This is a genomic window from Streptomyces sp. NPDC015242, from assembly GCF_043079125.1.
Lineage (GTDB): Bacteria > Actinomycetota > Actinomycetes > Streptomycetales > Streptomycetaceae > Streptomyces.
Genome location: NZ_JBIBUF010000001.1, coordinates 1,044,015 through 1,065,092, shown reverse-complemented (window position 1 = coordinate 1,065,092; position 21,078 = coordinate 1,044,015). Strand labels below are relative to the sequence as shown.

Annotated in this window: 19 protein-coding genes; 12 read left to right on the top strand and 7 right to left on the bottom strand. The window is 71.2% G+C overall.

Annotation, left to right across the window (positions count from 1 at the left end; translation table 11 throughout):
* The first annotated feature begins 316 nt into the window (after positions 1-316).
* Positions 317-892: a dihydrofolate reductase family protein gene (locus ACF07N_RS04765; RefSeq protein WP_392108356.1), complete on the top strand. Its 576-nt coding sequence runs from the start codon at positions 317-319 to the stop codon at positions 890-892.
* On the opposite strand, the gene ACF07N_RS04760 is transcribed toward ACF07N_RS04765, so the two are convergent.
* Both ACF07N_RS04760 and ACF07N_RS04755 read right to left on the bottom strand, forming a co-directional pair.
* Positions 874-1,584 carry a helix-turn-helix domain-containing protein gene (locus ACF07N_RS04760; RefSeq protein WP_383336225.1) on the bottom strand — a complete coding sequence of 237 codons (711 nt, stop codon included), beginning with the start codon at positions 1,582-1,584 and terminating at the stop codon, positions 874-876. The two genes, ACF07N_RS04765 and ACF07N_RS04760, sit on opposite strands and share 19 nt — an antisense overlap.
* 87 nt (positions 1,585-1,671) lie before the next feature.
* Entirely contained in the window at positions 1,672-2,694 is a 1,023-nt protein-coding gene (locus tag ACF07N_RS04755) for an alpha/beta hydrolase family protein (RefSeq protein WP_392108353.1), read from the bottom strand.
* Between the two features lie 155 nt (positions 2,695-2,849).
* On the opposite strand from ACF07N_RS04755, the gene ACF07N_RS04750 reads away from it, so the two are divergent.
* Positions 2,850-3,512, top strand: coding sequence for a GNAT family N-acetyltransferase (locus ACF07N_RS04750; protein ID WP_392108350.1), 663 nt, complete (start codon positions 2,850-2,852; stop codon positions 3,510-3,512).
* Entirely contained in the window at positions 3,509-4,447 is a 939-nt protein-coding gene (locus ACF07N_RS04745; RefSeq protein ID WP_392108346.1) for a PaaX family transcriptional regulator C-terminal domain-containing protein, read from the top strand. The genes ACF07N_RS04750 and ACF07N_RS04745 overlap by 4 nt, the downstream gene beginning before the upstream one ends.
* A 47-nt stretch (positions 4,448-4,494) precedes the next feature.
* On the opposite strand, the gene ACF07N_RS04740 is transcribed toward ACF07N_RS04745, so the two are convergent.
* Entirely contained in the window at positions 4,495-5,382 is an 888-nt protein-coding gene (locus ACF07N_RS04740; protein WP_392108343.1) for an NAD(P)-dependent oxidoreductase, read from the bottom strand.
* A gap of 50 nt (positions 5,383-5,432) precedes the next feature.
* On the opposite strand from ACF07N_RS04740, the gene ACF07N_RS04735 reads away from it, so the two are divergent.
* The 5 genes from ACF07N_RS04735 to ACF07N_RS04715 all read left to right on the top strand — a co-directional run bounded on the left by ACF07N_RS04735 (position 5,433) and on the right by ACF07N_RS04715 (position 10,724).
* On the top strand, positions 5,433-5,783 hold the full coding sequence (locus ACF07N_RS04735; protein WP_392108340.1) for a winged helix-turn-helix transcriptional regulator: 351 nt from the start codon (positions 5,433-5,435) through the stop codon (positions 5,781-5,783).
* 935 nt (positions 5,784-6,718) lie between these two features.
* Positions 6,719-8,890 (top strand): hypothetical protein, encoded by a 2,172-nt coding sequence (locus ACF07N_RS04730; protein WP_392108337.1) that lies wholly within the window; start codon positions 6,719-6,721, stop codon positions 8,888-8,890.
* 243 nt (positions 8,891-9,133) lie between these two features.
* Positions 9,134-9,814, top strand: a complete 681-nt coding sequence (locus ACF07N_RS04725; RefSeq protein WP_392108334.1) for a class I SAM-dependent methyltransferase — start codon at positions 9,134-9,136, stop codon at positions 9,812-9,814.
* A 355-nt stretch (positions 9,815-10,169) separates the two neighbouring features.
* Positions 10,170-10,412, top strand: coding sequence for a hypothetical protein (locus ACF07N_RS04720; protein WP_392108331.1), 243 nt, complete (start codon positions 10,170-10,172; stop codon positions 10,410-10,412).
* Positions 10,413-10,487: 75 nt separating this feature from the next.
* Complete coding sequence (locus ACF07N_RS04715) at positions 10,488-10,724, top strand: hypothetical protein (protein WP_392108328.1); 237 nt, start codon at positions 10,488-10,490, stop codon at positions 10,722-10,724.
* A 349-nt stretch (positions 10,725-11,073) separates the two neighbouring features.
* On the opposite strand, the gene ACF07N_RS04710 is transcribed toward ACF07N_RS04715, so the two are convergent.
* Positions 11,074-11,958, bottom strand: a complete 885-nt coding sequence (locus tag ACF07N_RS04710) for an aldo/keto reductase family oxidoreductase (protein WP_392108325.1) — start codon at positions 11,956-11,958, stop codon at positions 11,074-11,076.
* A 95-nt stretch (positions 11,959-12,053) separates the two neighbouring features.
* On the opposite strand from ACF07N_RS04710, the gene ACF07N_RS04705 reads away from it, so the two are divergent.
* Positions 12,054-12,917, top strand: coding sequence for a LysR family transcriptional regulator (locus tag ACF07N_RS04705; RefSeq protein ID WP_392108322.1), 864 nt, complete (start codon positions 12,054-12,056; stop codon positions 12,915-12,917).
* 10 nt (positions 12,918-12,927) lie between these two features.
* Here ACF07N_RS04705 and ACF07N_RS04700 read toward each other — a convergent pair whose 3' ends face one another.
* Together ACF07N_RS04700 and ACF07N_RS04695 are read right to left on the bottom strand one after the other, a co-directional pair.
* Entirely contained in the window at positions 12,928-13,842 is a 915-nt protein-coding gene (locus tag ACF07N_RS04700; protein ID WP_392108319.1) for an NADP-dependent oxidoreductase, read from the bottom strand.
* 160 nt (positions 13,843-14,002) lie between these two features.
* Positions 14,003-15,064 carry a YihY/virulence factor BrkB family protein gene (locus tag ACF07N_RS04695; protein ID WP_392108316.1) on the bottom strand — a complete coding sequence of 354 codons (1,062 nt, stop codon included), beginning with the start codon at positions 15,062-15,064 and terminating at the stop codon, positions 14,003-14,005.
* 119 nt (positions 15,065-15,183) lie between these two features.
* Here ACF07N_RS04695 and ACF07N_RS04690 point away from each other — a divergent pair, with 119 nt between their 5' ends.
* Positions 15,184-16,020: a metalloregulator ArsR/SmtB family transcription factor gene (locus ACF07N_RS04690; RefSeq protein WP_392108313.1), complete on the top strand. Its 837-nt coding sequence runs from the start codon at positions 15,184-15,186 to the stop codon at positions 16,018-16,020.
* The gene (locus ACF07N_RS04685) at positions 16,017-16,616 is read left to right on the top strand and encodes a dihydrofolate reductase family protein (RefSeq protein ID WP_392108310.1); all 600 of its coding nucleotides are present in this window, start codon (positions 16,017-16,019) and stop codon (positions 16,614-16,616) included. The genes ACF07N_RS04690 and ACF07N_RS04685 overlap by 4 nt, the downstream gene beginning before the upstream one ends.
* Before the next feature lie 101 nt (positions 16,617-16,717).
* Here ACF07N_RS04685 and ACF07N_RS04680 read toward each other — a convergent pair whose 3' ends face one another.
* Complete coding sequence (locus ACF07N_RS04680) at positions 16,718-17,038, bottom strand: peptidase inhibitor family I36 protein (RefSeq protein WP_383336230.1); 321 nt, start codon at positions 17,036-17,038, stop codon at positions 16,718-16,720.
* Positions 17,039-17,671: 633 nt separating this feature from the next.
* Here ACF07N_RS04680 and ACF07N_RS04675 point away from each other — a divergent pair.
* The gene (locus ACF07N_RS04675) at positions 17,672-20,899 is read left to right on the top strand and encodes an RHS repeat-associated core domain-containing protein (RefSeq protein ID WP_392108796.1); all 3,228 of its coding nucleotides are present in this window, start codon (positions 17,672-17,674) and stop codon (positions 20,897-20,899) included.
* Positions 20,900-21,078 lie beyond the last annotated feature (179 nt).

Below are 21,078 nucleotides of genomic sequence, written 5' to 3'. Positions count from 1 at the left end.
GGCGCGGGGCCCGGCCCCGCGGGGGCGGCGGGGGCCGGCTGGCACGCCCCCCCGGGGGGGGGCGGCCCGGGGGGGGGGGGGGGGGGGGGGGGGGGGGGGGGGGCCCCCCCCCCCACCCCGGTGTTGCGTACGGCCAGCGGCCGGACGACGAGCGGGCGCGGGGCTGCCGGCCGCCCCGCGCCCGCTCCCCTGCCCCCCCGAAGCCACACGGGCACACCGTGCCGTGGCCGCCTCCGTGTCGTTTCTGTCCAAGACGGCCGTCCGGGCGTTGACCTAGCCTGATCCCAGGAGCTCGGCCCGTGACGAGGAGACGCAGATGCGTAAGTTGGTCTACACCGGATTCATGTCGCTCGACGGCGTTCTGGACTCGCCCGGTGGGCCGGAAGAGGGGCACCGCAGTGGTGGCTGGGTGGTCAAGGACCTGGAGTTCGTCCCCGAGGCCTGGTCGCTGAAGGCCGAGGAGCTCGCCGACACGACGGCGCTGATGTTCGGCCGCCGCAGCTATGAGGCCTTCGCGGCCGTCTGGCCGGGTTCGGAGGACCACGCCTCCTACAAGGACCTGCCCAAGTACGTGGTGTCGAGCACCCTGCAGGACGACGCCCTCGTCGACGGATGGGGGCCCTCGACGATCCTGCGCACGACGGAGGACGTCGCCGAGCTGAAGGAGAGCGAGGGCGGCTCCATCTACATCCACGGCAGCGCCGAACTGGCCCGGCGGCTGTCGGAGGCGGGCCTCATCGACCAGTACAACCTGCTCGTCTTCCCCGTCCTGCTCGGCGCCGGCAAGAGCCTGTTCCACCGGGCCGACCGTGACAAGCAGATGCTGTCGCTGCGGGAGTCGGAGAGCTACTCCAACGGCATCCTGAAGCTGGTCTACGACGTCAAGCGCTGACCGAGGTCGAGGGCGATCGCGCCGCCCGTGCCGTCGCGCAGCTGCCCGGCGGTCCGGCCCACGTAGGTGCGCAGCGCCCGGGCGAGGTGCGGTTCGTCGAAGAACTCCAGCTTCGTGACGACGTCTGCGGCCGGGTCGCCGGCCGCCAGCAGTTCCGCCGCCGTACGGGCCCGCTCGATCTGCCGCACAGCCCCCCGCGTCAGACCGGTGGCGGCCCGGAAGCGGCGCTCCACGGTCCGTCCCGACACCGCCGGTTCGTGGCCCCGCAGAATCTCGGTGACGAGCGGGTCACGCACCACGATCCCGGCTTTGACCAGCCGCTCCACCAGGGCCTCGGCGTCGTCCGCACCCGGGGTCGGCCAGCGGGCGCCGTCCAGCCGGAACGTCCGGCGTGTGGTGTCGGGGAACTCCACGCCGCCGTCGACCAGCTCCGGGGTGGGCAGGGCCCGCAGTGAGGTGCCCACGGCGAACTCGATGCCCGTGAAGGCGGCGCCTTCCGGGACGGGAGCCGTGCCGGTCCGGGTCTCCGGGCCCGTGACGGCCGCGCAGGGCCGGCCGTCCTGTTCCCAGAACACCAGCCCCCAGCGCACACCAGCCACGGACGTCATGGTCGTGACCTGCTCGCTGGTGCAGGTCCACACGCTGTCGACCCACGGCGAGTCCGACTGGCGTGTCCCGAAGCGCAGCTCCACACCCGCAGGATACGACGGGCGAGGCGGCGGGCACCGGACGAGCAGGTGCCTCCCGCGGCCCCCGCGGACCGGTGCACGCCGTGGCGCTCATGAAGGCCCCTCCCCCGCCCCGTTCCCCCGCAGCCGCAGGAAGCGGGCTTGCCGCTCCAGGAATCCGTCCGCGTACAGCTCTCGTGGCGCGACGACGGCGGTCGCGGTCAGGCGCAGCGGTGAGCGTTCGACGGCGTGGTCCACCAGTGAGTGCGTGGCGTCGGGGTAGTGCTCGACGCTCAGGGTGGAGGCGGGAAGGATCCTGCGGTACACGGCCTCCGTCTCCGCGACGTCCACGTGCACGTCATGGCCGGCCAGTACGAGCAGGACAGGGGTCCCCCTCATGGCGCGCAGGTCGGCCACCGCGTCAGCGGTGTGGTTCCTCGTGACGAACCGCCACCGGCGCGGCGTGATGTCGGCGCTGTCACCGGCCCTGCTGACCGTCGCGCGGTACTCCTCGTAGGACGCGCCTCGCCGCAGCAGGCGCAGCGTCGTCTCGCGGCGGCGCAGAGCCTCCGCGACGCGCCGCCGGTCGGCGCCTTCCTCGCGGAGTTCGGCGAGCAGGTTGTAGCGGCCTTGCCGGAGCCAGTTCACGGCCGGGGAGACGGCGATGACGAACTGCAGCCGCCCGTCCCTCGCGGCGACCTTCGGCAGCACCCAGCCGGCCTGGCTCGCTCCCCACAGTCCGATGCGACGGCCGTCGATGCCGGGGCGGCCGCGTGCCCAGGCGACCGCGGCGAGGGTCTCGTCGGCGCGGTCGTCCATGCTCTGTTCGAGCCAGTCGCCCCCGGACCCCGCGACGCCCGGCTTGCTGAACGACAGCGAGGCGTAACCCGCCCGCGCGAACGACTCCCACAAGGGCCGGTAGAACGTGTCGTGGGTCGCGTCCGTGGGCCCGTCCCCGTGCACGAAGACCACCAGCCCGAACGGTCCGTCACCTGCCGGCGGGGTGGCCAGTACCCCTTCCAGCCGGTGACCGTGGTGCCGCAGCACCACACGTTCCTCCCGGAGGGCGTAGGTGTTCTGCCACACCACGAACCCGCCGAGCCCACCCGCCACCAGCGCGCCGATCACGACCATCCACAGCAGGCGCCGCCACCCGCGTCCCGCCGGGCCCCCTCCCCGTCGTCCCAGCACCGAAACCTCCGAACTATCGATTTGAAAACGCTCGTATCAGAAGTGAACGTACTACACTCGATAGAGCGGGTGAGGAACGAACAGGAGGGAGCAGCCGCATGGAGCCCGAGGAACCGCACGGCCCCACGACGGGCGGACGACGGAGCAGAGCCGTGACGTGCCGGCGCGGTGTGCCCGAGGGAGGCGAGAAGGAGGTGGCCGCGCTGTACTGGGAGGCGTTCGGCCGCAAACTCGGCCCCGCCCTCGACCCCCCGGACGCCGGGCGGGCCTTCATCGCCGCCCATCTGCATCACGACCGGGGTGTGACCGCGCTCGTCGACGGAGCGGTGGTCGGTGTGGCGGGCTACCAGCTCGGGAGGCGCGCGCTCACCGGCGGAAAGGTGCGGGACGTGCTGTCCGCCTACGGGCTCCTCCGCGGCCTGCGCCGACTCGCGGTCCTCGCTCTCTTCGAACGCACACCCGAGAAGGGGGAACTGGTCATGGACGGCATCGCGGTGGACGCGAGCCACAGGGGCGGTGGGATCGGCAGCCTGCTGCTGCGGCAGGTCGCCGCCGTCGCGGCGGAGAACGGCTGCCGCCGCATCCGTCTGGACGTCATCGACACCAACCCCCGTGCCCGCGCCCTGTACGAGCGGCACGGCTTCGTCGCCCGGCACACCGAGCAGACGCCGTACCTGCGCCGCCTGTTGGGGTTCGGCGCCGTGACGACCATGTACCGCCCTGTCACCGACGCGGACCGGACCGACGGGGGTGTCCGGTGACCGCTCCGGGCGCCCCCGACCGCGGTACCCGCACGGAACGCACGCGCAGTGCGGAGGTGCCCACCCGGCTGCTCGTGCACGCCCTCGTGCGGGAGGACGGCACTGTCGACGCGGGTCAGCTGTACAGCGTCGCCGTCCTGCTGGGCATGACCGACCAGCAGGTGCGGCTCTGCGTCAAACGCCTGGTCACCGACGGCCGCTTCACCCAGGAGGGGCGGGGGCGCAAGGCCGTGCTGAGAGCCGTGGCCGACCCGACCGGCGCCCTCGCCCCGAACGCGGAGTACGTGCGTCACGCCTACCGGCAGGACGCCGGGCACGCCCCCTGGGACGGCGTCTGGCACCTGTTCGCCTTCGCCGTCCCCGAATCCCGTCGCACCGCGCGGGACGCCCTGCGCGACACCCTCCTCCACGTCGGCGCGGCGCCCCTCCACGGCGGCCTCTACGTCACCGCCAACCCGGTCGCCGACATCGTCGAGGCCCACGCCCGCCACCTGGGCGTCCTGGACTCGCTGACCTTCCTCACCAGCACCGACCTGCGCGTCGGCAACGTCACCGACCCCGTCGCCCTGGCCGCCGGACTGTGGCCGCTGGGAGAGATCGCCGCCCGTTACGAACGGCTCACCGACTTCGCACGGCACTGCCTGGACGGGCTGGAGGTGCGGGAAGAGGCCGGGGGCGCTGGGCGTGGGGCGTCCGGGCGGCTGGCGCTGGCCGTCGAACTCGCCGCCGAGTTCACCAGGGCCATGGAACCCGACCCGCTGCTCCCCCCGGAACTGCTGCCCCAGCCGTGGCCCGGAACCCGGGCCCGCCGCCTCACCGCCGACTGCTGGCAGCGCCTGCGCAGCACCGGCAGCGACCGACCCGAGGGACGGGAAGGCCTGCGCCTGTTCCGCCTCTACGGCGACACGCTCGGCGACCTGCCTGAGGAATCCTGACGGCGCGGGAACACCGGTCGTCAGGACGCCTGCCGACCGGCGGCCCGTCAGCGGCGGCTCAGGATCTCGGCGATCCGGATGAACCCGTCGCCGCCGTGCCCGCGCCCGATGGCCCGGCGGGCCAGCCCTTCGGCCGCGCGCATCACGCCGGCCTCGATCCCGTGGGCCTCGGACGCCTGGACGATGTGGGCCATGGACGAGGCCGCCGAGGTGAGCGGGTTGTCCTCCCCCGAGAACCGACCGCTGTCCATCTCCTCCGCGGTCTGCTCGAAGATCGGCGGGAGAATGGCGCCGATGCCCTGGGCGAACGGCGCCAGCTGCCGTGCGGTGATGCCCTCCGCCCGCGCCACCGCCAGAGCGTGGGCATAGCCCGCCATCGCGGTCCAGAAGATGTCGAGCAGCGCGATGTCGTACGCCGCCGCCCGCCCGATCTCCTCACCCAGGTGGGTGTGGGTACCGCCCAGCGTGTCCAGCACGGGCCGGTGCTCTCGGTAGAGCTCCTCCGGACCGCTGTGCAAAAACACGGCTGCCGGTGTTCCGATCGTCGTGGTCGGCGTCATGATGGCACCGTCCAGGTAGCCGATGCCGTGCTCAGCGGCCCATGCCGCGGCGTCCCGGGCCCGTTCCGGTGTGTCGGCGGTCAGGTTGACGACGGTGCGCCCCTTGAGCGCGTCGGTGACCGCACCGCGCCGCACGATCGAGTCCACCGCGTCGTAGTTCACCACGCAGACCACGGTCAGCGCGCTCGCGGCGACCGCCTCCTCGGCGGACCGGGCACCGACCGCGCCCCGCGCGACCAGCTCCCCGTCCCGCCCCGGCGTCCGGTTCCAGACCGTGGTGCGTACGCCCGCGTCGAGGAAGGCGCCCGCCAATGACCGGCCCATCGGCCCCAGACCGAGTACGGTGACGGAAGACTGCTCGATGTGTGAGGACACAGCTCAACTCCTTGCAATATGTTGGTGAATCGGTGAGGGACAGGACGAAGATGACTCGCAGTCGCGCCCAGGACCCGAATGTGTGTGGGGTAACCGCCGCCATCGCTGTGATCGACGGAAAGTGGAAGACAGCTCTGCTGTGGCTGCTGGAATCCGGTCCGCACCGTCCGGGTGAGCTGCGCAGGCAACTGCCGGGCCTCAGCGAGAAAGTGCTGACTCAGGCGCTCCGCGAGATGGAGAGCGACGGACTGGTGCACCGGGAGGTGCACGACGTGCTCCCGCTGAAGACGGTGTATTCCCTGACGACGTTCGGCAGGGAACTATCCGAGGCGCTGGCCCCTCTCTCCGACTGGGGCCACCGCCGCCTGGAGAAACTCACCCAGGCCCAGTCGGCCTCCTGACGCATCGCACCCTCACACCTCACCCGGATCCGGCGGCCCTTCGGCCGCCCCCCATCAGGATCCGCCCGCCACCGTTCGCCGCCAAGTACCCACAAAAAAGTGGCTACCGAGACGGCCGGCCCGGCTCCGCAGAAGGACTCCGGGGTCCCCGCATTCTCGATGCGGGGACCCCGTCGTCGTGCGGGTGCCGGGCACCCGTCTCCTGGACCGGTCAGGGCCGGCCCCCGGGATCAGAGGCCGAGAAGGTCGAGAAGCCACTGGATGAGGCCACCGTTGTCCATCGAGTTCACCTCCCTCCTGTGCATGCACTGCGCACGAATCATCCATACCGGGTGCGCAGTGCCTTGATGTTCGGCTACATGAGGTATTCATCCGCCGACTGCAACTCGCCTCGCCGCAGCTGACGCGTGCCGACCCGGGTATGGAGATTGACGTACCGCATCGACCTTCGCCCCTGGTCACCCTGCGGACTATTGAGTCCGCCCGGCGTAAATCCTGGATCGACCGTGACGGATTTCGCGTGGCCCAGTTGTGTCGATTACGCATATTCGCTCGCACCGCGTCACGAATATCTACATTCTGGGAGAAGCAGTGGGGAACGCAGTTGCTTGGACGTTCATCGTGAGTGCGTCACTGTGCTCTATTGGGTCTGTATTTCTATCCGATCCCCACCGGCGGCTCCATCATGTCGACGCTACGGAACTGCGTCGGCGCCGCCTCATGAAGGAAGCCCTGAGGGACAACGTGTGTGTACGTCGCACCACGCAGTCCTGTTGCCCGCGGGAAAGGGCATCCTCCGTCGCCTCGGTCGGATCGGCAGGAGAGCCATGCCGTCATTGCCGGTGAGGAGCGCGCGGCACGTCGGATGAGTCCGCGGCAGTCCCGGCCCCGAAATCCCGGTGCGCCGGTTCGCACAGTCCTGCGATCATCCTCGGATGGCGCACGATCTGGAGTCACTGGTCATCCGGCACACCCACCGCATCCCCCTCCCCAAGGGCTCGGCGGGGGAAGGCGCCACCGCCGCGCGGCAGTTCGACGCGACGCTGGCCTCGGTGGGCTTCAAGCTCTCGGCGGAACTGCTGGAACGGCTGTCCGGCTTGTCCCAGGCCGCCGTCCTGCACACGGCCAGGCGGACGCTGCGCACCGTGAGCGAGATGGCCGGCGACCACGTCCGGCACAACGCGTACTTCATCGACTTCCCGGCGAACGTGCCGGACACCGAAGAGTTCTGGATGCGGTGCGTGGCCGGTGCCCTCGCCGACGACGCGTCGCGCCCGAACGTGCTGACGCAGCTGGCGCGCGGCGTGCTGGACCTGCTCAGCCTGCCCACGTACGGCCGCTACCAGCACACCTACGAGGAGATGCTCGCGGCGCAGGACGAGCTGATCGCCTCCGCGGGCGACCGGGTGACCGTCCTGCACCTCGGACGGGACCTGGACGACGAACTCACGGACCTGTACCTGGCCCTGGCGGGCAGTACGACGCCGCTGGGCGATGAGCACCTGGGCGACCTCAAGGTCCTCGCCGAGCGATGCGCGCACGGGCCCCAGCCGGAGTCGATCCCGGTCAGGGAGAACCGCGCGGTCGTCAACGCGGCCCGTCTCGCCGCCGGTGCGGACCTGCTGCTCGACACTCCCGTCGATGTGCTGCGGCTGGCCTGCGCACTGTCGGGCGGGGACGTGACGCTGCAGGAGCCGACCCGGTTCCGGGGTTTCCCGCGGCCGGTGCGCCGGAGGCTGCTCGCCTGCCTGGACGCCGTGGTCGCGGCAGGTCCCGCCAAGCTGGCCGACGTGCACGCCCACCGCGAGCCGTTCAAGCGGCTCGGGGAGCGTCTTCATCCGCACGAGTACCCGCAGTGGCCGCACGCGGCCGCCGTGTTCGCCGTGGCGCGAGGCGAAAAGGAGGCGCGGTCCTTCGACAGCCGTCTCGAGGAGCTGCTCGACGCGTCGGACGTCCCCGGTGCGGTGAAGCTGCTGAAGTCCGCTCCCGGCAAGCTGTTCCGCGCCCTGGACCTCCTGCTGCGCATCGCCGCCGGCCAGGAGGAGCGCGACGCGGTGGTGGCCGCAGCGGTGGAGGTCGCTCCCGAGGTCTCCGGCCGCGTCGTACTGTCGGTCCGCGAACACTTCCAGAACCGGGAGCGGGCGAGCGAACAGCCCCGGATCTTCGTCAACCGCCGAGGCCGCGGCTGGGTCGCTCCCGACACCCGGCCGCCGGTTCCCGCCGCCGACCGGGCCCGCCTGATCGCCGCCCTGGACGCCGAGATGCGCCGCAGGCTCCCGGCACCGGGCCGGCTGCTGTTCGATCCCGATGTCCTCGACGTGGCGCTCCCGCTCAGCGGCAGGGCGACCGCCGCGGGCCTCGGCGTACTGCCGCGCGGTTCGACCTCGGCGGTCCACGGCGAGCGGCTGCGCTTCTTCGTGTACTGGAAGCAGGCCGGGAAGCGGACCGACTACGATCTCTCGGCCCTGCTGCTCCACAGCGACTACAGCACCGATGCCTGGCTGTCGTACACCTCCCTCAGGGCCGTCGGGGGCAGGCACTCGGGCGATGTCACGGAGGCGCCGGACGGGGCCTCGGAGTTCATCGACCTGTCCCTGGCCCGGGTGCGCAGCAGCTTCATCGTTCCGCAGGTCAACATCTACGCCGGTGAGGGATTCGAGGAGACCGAGGAGTCGTTCTTCGGCTTCATGGTGCGCGACAGCGAGCAGAAGGGCCGGCCGTTCGAGCCGCGCACCGTGCGGATGAAGTCGGATCTGCGCGGGGTGGGGCGGGTGGCGCTGCCGCTGGTGTTCCGGCGGGAGGACGACGGGCGCTGGCGCGCGAAGTGGCTGCACCTGTACCTGCGAGGCATCTCATCGGCCAACCGGGTGGAGGAGAACCAGATGTCGGTGTCCAAGGTGACGCGCGCCCTCGTGGAGCGCGAGTACCTGACGGTGCGCTACCTGGTCGGCCTGATGTCCGACGATGCCACGGCCGTGGAACCGTGGGACGGCGAGGCGGTCCCGGACGAGCCGGTCACGTACATCGGGCTCGAACGCCCCGAAGGGCTGCCCGCGGGCTCCCGGGTCGTCACGCTCGAAAACCTGCGCGACCTGATACCCCACTGAGTGCTAGCGTTGCCTTCGGCGAGGCCATGAAGGGGCTTCCTTCTCACTCCTTTCCTGAAACGAGTTCCTTCGCTCTCCTCGCCCTCGACGTCGCTCCGGGCGGCGCCCGCGCTCACGGCGCGGGCGCCGCCCGAGCCGTTTCCGCGCCCGACCCGTCCGGGCCCGTCCGGCGTCCCGCGTTCGCGTTTGCCGGACCGGCAACAGGAGTGGCAGGAGCGGGGTGCGGTGGGTGACGGTGGGCCCGTGACCGACAACATCGCAGCAGGATCGTCCGCGTACGACAGCCCCCCGCCCGCCGACGCATACGCCGGTGACCCGGCGGTGCGGGCGGAGTGGGACAGCCGTTACGCCGACCGACAGCAGTTGTGGAGCGGCCGGCCCAACGGCGCGCTCGTCGCCGAGGCCTCCGGGCTCACCCCCGGACGCGTACTCGACGTCGGCTGCGGGGAGGGCGCGGACGCCATCTGGCTCGCGCGGGGCGGCTGGGACGTGACCGCGCTCGACGTCTCGGGCGTAGCCCTGGAGCGGGCGGCCAGGCATGCGCGGGACGCCGGCGTGTCCATTCGCTGGGTGCATGCGGCGCTGACCGAAGCCGCGCTTCCGCCGGGCTCCTTCGACCTGGTGTCCGCGCAGTACCCGGCCTTGCTGCGCACTGCGGACGCGGCAGCCGAGCGAGCGCTGCTCACGGCCGTCGCGCCCGGCGGCGTGCTGCTGCTCGTGCACCACGCGGGGGTGGACACGCCCCAGGCGCAGGACAGCGGCTTCGACCCGGCCGACTACGTCTGGCCCGCGATGGTCGCCGCGCTCCTCGACGACGACTGGGAGGTGGAGGTGGACGAGCAACGGCCGCGTGTGGCACCCGAGGGCGGAGCCGGCGCCCACCACACCGACGACTTGGTCCTGCGGGTACGCCGGCTGCGCTGAGGCGTCACGGGCGGACGGAACCGGTGTGTGGCCTCTTCCGCGGCAGCGGTGGCTCACGTCACACGCTGGGCGGAAACACAGAGGCCTGGTTCACGGTTCAACCATATGCGGGTGCGGAGGGGACAGTGTCCCCGGGCCTCATCTCTCGCCCGTGGGGACGATCGTTCGGCTGAAGCCCCACGGAGCCACTCGCCGCGAGGCGACCGCCCTTCGTACCCGCCTCTCGACCGCCCCGGTCGGCTTCCCCCGAGCCGGCCGGGGCTTCCTCGTCCGGCCCCGTGGCGCGCCGCCGTTTCCGCGGTCGCGCCGGAGGGAACCCGGCGGTGACCCGACGCGACGCGAAAGGGTCACAGACATGGCCAGCCATGAGGAACACCACGAGGACGGCCACGACCGGGCCCGCGACCCGCAGGAGCCCGGATCGCACTCGGGTGCGGAGAGCCAGGCCCAGGACCGTTCCATCCCGGGCACAGCGAGCAGCAAAGAGGGCTACCAGCCGGAACGGGGCACGACCGCCGGCAAGCCCCTGGAGGGCATCGAGAGCGAAGAAGGCGCCGCCGCCGACGGCGACGGCGAGGAGCCGACCGGCCGCGGTTGACGTGCGAGCCGACCGGACACCCCGGTGAGCGAGCGCGGCCGGTCCGGCCGGCTGCCGCTCGGAAAGGAGGACGACATGGCGGTCTGCGAGGTGTGCGGGAACGACTACGCCCTGTCGTTCGAGGTGCACACGGCCGATGAGGGGGTGCACACCTTCGACAGCATCGAATGTGCCGCCCACCGGCTTGCGCCGATCTGCGACAACTGCCAGTGCAAGGTCCTCGGACACGGACACCAGATCGACGGGCAGTTCTTCTGCTGCGCGCACTGCGCCCGGGCACGGGGTTACGACGTCCTCAAGGACAGCGCGTAACGCGGCAGCGGGCCGGGGCGCCGGCGACCCGTCCTGGCGGAGACGTAGGTGCCAGGCGGCCCGGCGCCGTCCCCCGCGGAGGCGCCGTCCGGGCCCGGCCGGTCTCCGAGGCCCCATGGGGTCGACGACATCGGCGACCTGAGGTGGCTCCTCGGCATGGCCTGGACACACCGGGCCGCCCGCGCCTAAAGGCGTCGGCCTGTGGAAAGCGATCGCCAACCAGATCGCGTCCCCCCTGCCGGACATCCAGGCACCCAAATGAGGCTGCGTACGGAAGGGTCCATCAGGCACCGACAGGGCCGATGCGCCTGCGCGCAAGGCGGCTCGGCCGAGGCGGTGGGGGCGGGGGCTAGTGGCCGATCTTGTCCAGCTCGGCGAGGTCCTCGTCGGAGAGCCGGAGTCCCGCACCGGCGACGTTCTCGCGCAGGTGCGTCACCGACGAGGTGCCGGGGATGAGCAGGATGTTCGGTGACCGTTGCAGCAGCCAGGCCAGGGCGACGGACATCGGCGTCGCGTGCAGCCGGGCGGCCACGGCGGACAGTGCCGTCGACTGGAGCGGGGTGAAGCCGCCGAGCGGGAAGAAGGGTACGTAGGCGATGCCCTCGTCGGCGAGGTCGTCGATCAGGTCGTCGTCCCCGCGGTGGGCGAGGTTGTACATGTTCTGCACGCACACGATCGGCGCGATCGTCCGTGCCTCGGCGACCTGTTCCGCCGTCGCGTTGCTCACCCCGAGGTGCCTGATCAGACCCTGCCGCTGGAGTTCGACGAGGGTCTCGAAAGGCTCGGCGAGCGAGCCGGGCTTCGGTCCCTGGGCGTCACCGAGCCGGAGGTTGACGACGTCGAGCACGTCGAGACCGAGGTCCTCCAGGTTCTCGTGGACGGCGCGGCGCACGTCCTCCGGCTTCCGGGCAGGAGGCCAGCCACCGTGCTGATCGCGGTCCGCGCCCACCTTGGTCACGATGTGCAGTGACGCGGGGTAGGGGTGCAGTGCCTCACGGATCAGCCGGTTCGTGACGCGCGGTCCGTAGGCGCCGGCCGTGTCGATGTGCCGGATCCCGAGATCGGCGGCCTCGCGCAGCACGGTGAGCGCGGCCTCGTGGTCGGCCGGCGGGCCCATGACACCGGGACCGGCGAGCTGCATGGCCCCGTAGCCGAAGCGGGTGACGGTCAGATCGCCCAGGGTCCACGTTCCACCGGGCAGTGACGTGGTGGGGGCGTTCGTGGTTTCACTCATGGCGTCGATGCTCGCCCGCGGGGGAGCTGCGCTTCCAATACCGGTACAGTGCGCTGTCATACCCGGCAGGTATCACCGAGGTAGGGTCGGTGGTCATGGAGAGCCTGGAGACTCGCGAGCTGAGGTACTTCGTGGCCGTCGCCGAGGAGCTGCATTTCGGCCGGGCCGCCGAGCGCCTCGGCATGGCCCAGCCGCCGCTGTCCCGGGCGATCCAGCAGCTCGAACGGCGTCTCGGTGTCCGCCTGCTGAACCGCAACCGCCGCGGCGTCTCCCTCACGGGAGCCGGCGAGACGCTGTTGCACGAAGGCCGCGCGGCGCTCGACGCGACCGCCGCCGCCGTTCGCCGCACCCGCCGCGCCGGTGGTGCCGACGGTCCGGACGGCCCCCGCGATCGGCTGGTGCTGGCGATGAAGGCGGGCGCGTCCCACGAGTTGCTGCACAAACTCCTCGACGCGTACGCGGCCGAGCCCGGCGCCGCCGAGATCGAGGTGCTGCCCAGCGGCACGTGCGAGCAAGGGAAGATGCTGCGCGACGGCCGCGCGGACGTGGCGCTCATGCACACGCCGTACAACTCGCTCGCCGGCTTCGACAGCGAGGAGCTGATGACCGAGGGTCAGATCGCCATTCTGCCCGCCGGGCACCGACTCGCCGCGCGCAAGACCCTCTCCCTGGCCGAGGTCAGCGACATCCCCGGTCTCCCGCTCGCCCGCTGGTCCCGCGACGGCACCTTCCCGCCCGGTCCGGGGCCCGAGATCCACGACCAGACGCAGTTGGCCCAGCTGATCGCGCTCGGGCGCACCGTGGCCGTCTTCCCGGATTCCGCCCGCGCCTGGCTGTGGGCCGAGCACACCGCCGTCCCCCTGAGCGACGCGCCCCCGGTCGTCACCCACATCGTCTGGCCCGCGCACAGCCGCTCCCTCGCCCTCGCCCGCCTGATCGACACCGCCACACGGCTGTGAAGCGGAGCCGTCAGTCGACGGTGAGGACGATCTTGCCCCGGTTGTGGCCCGCGTCGCTGGCCTGCTGGGCCTTGGCCGCCTCGGCGAGCGGATAGGTGGCGCTGATCGTGGTGACCAGCGTGCCGTCCGCGGCCTGCTGGGCGAGTTCGGCGAGGCGGGCGGCGGAGCGGCGCTGCGGGCCCACGGCGAAGACGATGCCGAGCTCGGCCGCGCGGAAGTCGGCGGTGGTGACGATCCGGCCGGTGCCCCCGCGCAGGGTGATGGAGTCCTCCAGCGCGCCCTTGCCCGCGGCGTCGAACACGGCGTCCACCCCTTCGGGGGCGACTTCCCGGACCCGTTCGACCAGGTTGTCGCCGTAGACCAGCGCGGTCGCGCCGAGGGAGGTGACGTACTCCTGGTTGGCCGGTCCGGCGGTGCCGATGACGCGGGCGCCGCGGGCGACGGCCAGTTGAACGGCGATGGTGCCGAGCGCGCCGGACGCGCCGTGGATCAGCAGCGTCTCCCCGGAGGTGACGTCGAGCAGGTCCAGGACCCGTTCGGCGCCGTCCGTGGCCACCGGGAGGGCGGCGGCGTGCTCCCAACCCAGGCCGGCCGGCTTGGGCGCCAGGACGGCCGCGGAGGCCAGGGCGTACTGCGCGTAGGAGCCGGTGTCGGACCAGCCCAGCACCTCGTCCCCCTCCTTCAGGTGGTCGACGCCCTCGCCGACGGCGTCGACCACACCGGCGATCTCCCCGCCCGGGACGGCGGGCAGCGTGGTCGGGAAGATGGCCTCCATCCCGCCGGAACGGATCTTGCCGTCCACCGGGTTGACGCCGACGGCCCGGACGCGGACACGGACCTGGCCGGGGCCGGGTCGGGGGATGTCGATGTCCGCCTCGTGCAGGACCTCGGTGCCGCCGAACGTGTCGAAAACGATGGCCTTCATGACTGCTCTCCTCGATGTGGGAAGCCGCACCGGCCGCGTTCTGTGGCCGACCACATAAAAGTAGCACCGTTTACGTGGCTAGCCAAGTAATTGCTTCGAGGAGGACTCTGAAAGCCCTCCCGACCGGGGGCCCCGCGGCCCCCGGGACTCCGGCCCCCGGTCAGTTCTCCAGCCGGCGCAGGTCGTCCTCGTCCCACTTGCGGGTGTCCCGGGGCTCGGCGTACGGCTCGGTCTCGGGCGGAAGGCCGCCCGCGATGGAGCGCTGCCGGACCGTCTCGGCGTCGAACTCCAGGCCCAGCAGGATCGCCAGGTTGGTGATCCACAACCAGATCAGGAAGACGATGACACCGGCCATCGTGCCGTAGGTCTTGTTGTAGGAGGCGAAGTTGGCCACGTAGAACGCGAAGCCGCCCGAGGCCACCAGCCAGATCAGCAGCGCGAGGAAACTGCCCGGGGTGACCCAACGGAAGCCCTTGACCTTGGCGTTCGGCGCGGCCCAGTACAACAGCGCGATCATGATGGTCACCAGGACGACCAGCACGGGCCACTTGGCGATCGACCACATGGTCAGCACGCTGTCACCGATCCCCAGGGCCTGCCCGGCCTGCTGTGCGATACCGCCGGTGAAGACGACGATCAACGCGCTGATCACGGCCAGCACCATCAGCACGACGGTCAGCGCGATGCGGATCGGCAGGATCTTCCACACCGGCCGGCCCTCGGGCATGTCGTAGACGGCGTTGGCGGTGCGGATGAACGCGGCGATGTAGCCGGAGGCCGACCACACCGCCAGCGCCAGACCGAGGAGAGCGACGAGGGAACCGGTGCCCGCGTTGCCCTGGAGCTGCTCCACGGCCCGCGTGATGATGTCCCGGGCGGAACCGGGGGCCAGTTGCTTGAGGTTGTCCAGCACCGTGTCGGTCGCCGACTTCCCGGCGATCCCCAGCAAGGACACCAGCACCAGCAGCGCGGGGAACAGCGACAGGACACCGTAGTAGGTCAAGGCCGCGGCGCGGTCGGCCAGTTCGTCGTCCTGGAACTCCTTCAGGCTGCCCTTGAGCACTTTGCCCCACGCGCCCGTCGGCAGTTTCGTGGGTCCGTCCGGTGCCTGCCGCTCCACCTCCGGCCCCGGACCGGCTTCCTGAGGCGCAGGCGCCTCTCGCTCCGGCGCCTCGTCTCGGCCCTCTTGGTCGTCCCGCCCTGGAAAATGCAGCTTCGCCATGGCCGCCGGGTATCCGCATGCCGCCTCGTCACGCCCCCGCAGGGCTTCTCACCTGACCCGCGCCATCCCGCCGCTATTTTCCTTGACGGGAATATATCTACTGGGGAATACTTCTGGGCATGGAACGGATCGCAGCAGCGCTGGGGAACGCCGAGCGATGGCGCATCATCGAACTGCTCGCCGAACGCCCGCACTCCGTGGGCGAGTTGGCGGACCTCACCGGTCTGCGGCAGCCGCAGACCACCAAGCACCTGCAGACCCTCGCGCGCGCCGGGCTGGTCGCGGTCTTCCCGCTCGGGCAGCGCCGCGTCTACGCGGCGGAGGCGGCTCCCTTGGCGGCGCTGGGACGCCGGCTCGGGGAGCTGGCGGCGGCCGTCGAGGCGCACGGGGACGAGCGGGACGTCATCGCCCGCTACCGCGCCGCCCTCGCGGCGGAATCCGCGGCTGCGGACCGGGAGCACTGGGCGGACGGCCGCACCTTCACGTTCGAGCGGGTGCTCCCCGCGCCCAGGGACGTCGTCTGGCGCCACTGGGTGGACCCGGACCTGCTGGCGTCCTGGTGGGTCGTGCCGCCGATGACCGTCACCGACTGCGTCCTCGAACCCCGGCCCGGTGGCCGCGCGGTCCTGGACTACCGCGACGCCGAGGCGCAGTACCACTCGCAGGGGCGCGTCCACGCCGTGGAGCACGGGAAGCGGCTCAGCTTCCACCTTGCGGTGGGCGCGGCCGACGCCGTCGCCTTCACCGGCCATTACGACCTGGCACTCGCCGACGCCGGGAGCAACACCCGCATGCGGCTCGCTCTCCGCATCACCGGAGCGGCCGTGCACGCCGCGCCGTTCATCGCCGGCATCGAGACCGGCTGGGGCCAGGTGCTCGGCCATCTCGCCGACGCGGTCGCCTCCTCCTCGCACCACACCGCAGGGCATGACGAACGAAGGGACGAACAGCCATGACGAACACCACCGGACGCAGGGTGACCGCGAACCTCAGCCTCACGCTGGACGGCCGCTACAACGGCCCGGGCGGCCCCGGCGACCTGGGCGCGATCGTTCCGTACGCGATGACCGAGACCGCGCGCCGGCATCTGTCCCGCACACACCGGGAAGCGACCACCGTCGTACTCGGCCGGCGCAACGCTGAGGGATTCCTGGGGTTCTGGCCGACGGTCGCCGCCGACGACAACGCCGACCCCCGTGACCGCGCGTACGCGAAGTGGCTCGTCGAGGCCGAGAAGGTGGTGTTCTCCCGCACCCTCGACGAGGCGCCGTGGGAACGGACCCGGCTGGTCGACGCACCCGCGGCGGACGTCCTCACCGAGCTCAAGGCCACGGGCGAGGGCGACATCCTGGTCAACAGCAGCGCGAGCGTCATCAAGGCACTCCTCGCCGCCGACCTGCTCGACCGGCTCTACCTGATGATCTGTCCCGAGATCAGCGGCGGCGGGGAGCGGCTGTTCGACGACGGTCTTCCGGCGTCCGCGTGGAGGCTCACCCACCAGGAGGCGGGAGAGAAGGGGGAACTGGCCCTGGTGTACGACCGCGCCAGCTGATCGGCGGGGACACCGGGAGCGGCGTCCCCGTACCTCTCCCCCGCCCCGCGCGGGCACGCGGGTGCGGAGGGAGAGGCGCGGGCCGGCGGCGCTTGCTCAGGTCAGCACTCGCCTCGCCAGACCGCCTTGGTGAAGACCACACCGGAGGTGAAGTCCCACTTGTAGTCGCCGGGGCCGGGGTTGTAGTGGAGGCAGTCCTCGTAGGTGCCGCCGTTGTAGGTCCACGTCAGCTGGATGTGGTCCTCTCCGGGGAACTCGACACCGTTGTTGAAGACGGATCTGCCGCTGACGCTGCCCGACCAGTTTCCTTCGGACTTCACCAGCAGTTGGCCCGTCTGCCCCTCGCCCGCGTAAATGCAGAAGTAGCCCTTCTCGCAGCCGGGCGGATTCGGTTCCGCCGACGCCGTGGGCGACACGGCCAACACCGCGGTGAATGCGACGGAAACAGCCAGTGCACCGAAAACATGGTTGCGCACCGCATTACCTCCTTCGTGACGTTTTCACTGCGCGCGTACCGTAGCAACGGAGTCGCTGCGGACGATGTCGTTCCGGACAGCCGAAAAAAGCCGGTACGGCGGGAAGCGGCACCGTGGGGCGCCTGAACAGAGGGGCGAGCGCGCGGAACACGTGCTTCCGAGGTCTGTTTCTTGCCTTCCTGAAGCGCAACGTCCGCGCCCCGTGACGTCATTTCCCCCGCGCCACCTGCGGCAGGCCATCGGAGCTGTTCCGAATAATGGCCAGTTGTCAGCCCATCCATTTCGGCGGACGTTGCCGTCAGAAATATCTCGGTCAGGATGTGATCTCTTGTCCGTGCTCCGCGGGACGATGACCTGCGAAGCGTTTCCACAGGGGGAAACATGCCCATCCTGCCGTATTCGGCGTTATCGGGCGTTCCACGCCCGCGACGTCTGCGCGCCCGCGTCCGGGCCGGACTGCCGGTCGTCGCCGCGGTGGCCGCGCTCGCCCTGGCCGGCGGCACGGCCCCGTCGGCGGCGGCCCCCGCCGCACCCCCGGACGACTCCACGTCCCACTGGGGTCCGTCCACGCCGGCGAAAATGCCACCCGTGCGCGTGGGTGTCACCAGACCGCCGCGCTCCGTGGCCTCCTCCGCCCCGTCGGCGGCGGAACGCGCCTGGCAGCATCGGGAGGAGGACCGGCTGGCCGGTGAACGGTCCTCGGACCGGCAGTCCGGACAACCGGGCGTCCAGCGGTTCGTGCCGGAGGGTCAGGGTGCCGTGCCATGGCACCAGATCAGCGACTTCCGGATCACCGACGCGCTGGTCGGCCGCATCGACTACTCCACCGGCAACCTCATGCTGGCCGCCACCGACTTCGACATCGCCGGCGTCGGCCAGAGCGTCCAGCTCACCCGCACGTACAACTCCCTGGAGGCTCCCTACGGCCAGGTCGGCACCCAGTGGTGGTTCGGCTACGAGCGCAGGCTGGACCTCTCCTTCACCGATCAGGTGTTCCACTACGACGACACCGGCGCCACGGTCGAGTACCGCAAGAACGCCGACGGTTCCTTCGTCACCCCGGCGGGATACTCCAAGGACCTGCGCCGCAACGGGGACGGGACGTACACGCTGACGGACCGCTCGTCGGGCACGTCGGACACCTATGACGCGGGCGGCGCGCTCACCAAGGTCACCGACCGCAACAACGGCACCCTCACCGTCACCCCGCACCGTGACTCCGCCGGCACCGCCACCGGCTTCAAGCTCACCGAGACGCGCTCCGGCCGGTGGGTCGACCTGACGCGCAGCACCGACACCAAGTGGCAGGCCAAGGACAGCGACGGACGCACGACGGCCTACGAACTGGACGCCTCGCACAGGCTGGTGCGGACCGTGGACTCCGAGAACGAGGCGACGACCTTCGGCTACGACACCGACGGCCGGCTGGTGAAGGTGACCACACCCGAGCAGCGTTCCTCGGTCTTCACCTACGACGCGAGCGACCGCGTCACCTCGCTGCGCCGCTACTCCGAGACCGGCGGCGGCTCCGGTCCCACGTACAAGTATTCCTACAGTGGTGCCACCCCGCACGAGGCGGGCGTCACGACGGTCACCGATCCGCTGGGGCACACCAGCGAGTACCACCACAACGCCGACGGCGAGGTGACCAGAACCGTCGACGGACTGAAGCACGAACGGTCCCGGACGTACAAGGACCACCTGGTGCAGACGGCCACCGACGCGATGGGCACCGGCAACGGCGGCCCGGGCGGCAATGTCACCGCCTACGGGTGGGACACGCGCAACAACCCCACCTCGGCCAAGCTCCCCACCGGCGCGACGGCCACCGCCGGCTGGCAGACGATCGCGGGCGCCGACGTCCCCTCCACCAGCTCCAGCGCCGACGGCGAGAAGACGGACTACACCTACGACGCCGCGGGCAACACCCGGACCGTCACCACGACGGGCACCGGCGGAGGCACCCGCACGTTCACCTACAACGAGGCCACTCCCACCTGCGGTGGTTTCCAGGGGCAGCCCTGCTCGGCCAGCGACGCCAACAACAAGAAGACGACCTTCCGCTACGACGGACAGGGCAACCTCGTCACCGCCACCCCTCCCGCTCCGCAGGCCCCCGCCACCTTCACCTACGACGCCCTGGGGCGCACCGCGACCAGCACCGACGGACGCGGCGTGAAGGCCGTGTACACCTACGACGCGCGCGACCGCGTCACCCGGGTCACCACACCGCAGACCACGGTGACCTACACCTACGACGGTGACGGCAACCTCACGTCCCGCACCGATCCCACCGGCACGCAGACCTACCGCTTCGACGCGCTCAGCCGGGAGACGATCCGCACCCTCCAGGACGGTTCGCAGACCGTGCTGGCGTACACCGCCGACGGCAACGTCGACACCTACACCGACCCGGGCGGCGTCACCGACTACGAGTGGGACGCGGCGAACCGGCTCACCTGGATGACCGGACCGACCGGCAAGAAGACGACGTACGAGTACAACAACAACGACGTGCGCACCCGGACCGCCTACCCGGGCGGCACCGTGCAGTCCGTCGCCGTGGACAACTCCGGACGGCCCCAGAAGATCCAGGTCATCGCACCCTCCGGGCGGATCACGTCGAGCCTGTCGTACACCTACGGGTACACGGCCGGCACCGAGTCGCTGGACGGCATCAAGATCCGCTCGCGCACCGACGACCTCACCCGGGCCCGCACGACCTACGGCTACGACTCCGCCGGCCGTCTCTCACTGGCCGAGGAGGTCGAGCTGTCGGGCCGCAAGTGGTCCTGGCAGTACTGCCACGACCCGGCCGGCAACCTCGTCTCCCAGGGAACCAGGCCCGGTTGCCCGGGCGCCACTGCCTACACCTACGACGACGCCTCGCAGCTGATCGCGCGCAACGGCATCACCACCGGCTGGTCCTACGACAAGGCGGGCAACGAGACCGCGGGTGCCGCCACCCCGGACGCCGCCCGGACCGCCGAACAGTACACCGACCACAGCCAGTTGAAGTCACTGACCGTGCAGGGCACCACGTACGCGGCGCAGTACGCGAGCACGGACAGCAGCGAGCGCACCCGCCTGGGCAGCACCGTCTTCCACAACGGCCCCCTGGGCCTGTCCGGGCAGACGACCGCGGGCGCCGACACCGAGTTCGTCCGCGAGCCCGGCGGCACCCTCAACTCCCTGATCAGGGACGGGAAGAGCTACTACTACCTCACCGACGCGCTGGGTTCCGTCACCGGTGTGGTCGACGAGGCGGGCAAGCAGGTGAACACCTACCACTACACGCCCTCGGGTCTGCCCCGCACCGGCACCACCCAGTCCGTGCCGCAGCCGTTCCGGTTCGCCGGCGGCTACCAGGACCCCACGGGCCTGTACCACCTCGGAGCGCGCTACTACGACCCGCAGATCGGCCGTTTCACCCAGCCCGACCCCTCCGGCCAGGAGAAGAACCCCTATCTCTACGCCGAGGGCGACCCCCTCAACCGCATCGACCCCACGGGCACCGTCTCCGCCGAGATCGGCGGGGAGGTCTGCTACATCCTGTGCCTGGGCGGCGGCGTGGTGCTCGACGACAACCAGAACGCGAGCCCCTACATCAGCTTCGGCCTGGGCAGCCCGGGCGCCGAGTTCACCATGGGTGCCAACACCGGTCAGGTCGAGAGCGGCCAGTGGTCGACCAACCTCGAATGCGGGGTGGGATCGGCGAACGTCACCGTGTCCGACGGGGGCGACTGGGGTGTGGCGACCGGAGGTTCGACCGGTACGTGCTCCCTGTCACGGCAGTACACGTTCTGACCCGCCCGTGCTGGGCCGGTTGACGGCTCACTCCGTGGCCCGCCAGGAACCGACATAGGCTCAGCAGACCTTTGGGCCGTCGTGGGGGGGGGGGGGCGCCCCCCCCCCCCCCCCCCCCCCCCGGGGCCCCCCCCCCCCCCCCCCCCGGGGGGGGGACGGACCCCCCCTGGCCGGCCCCC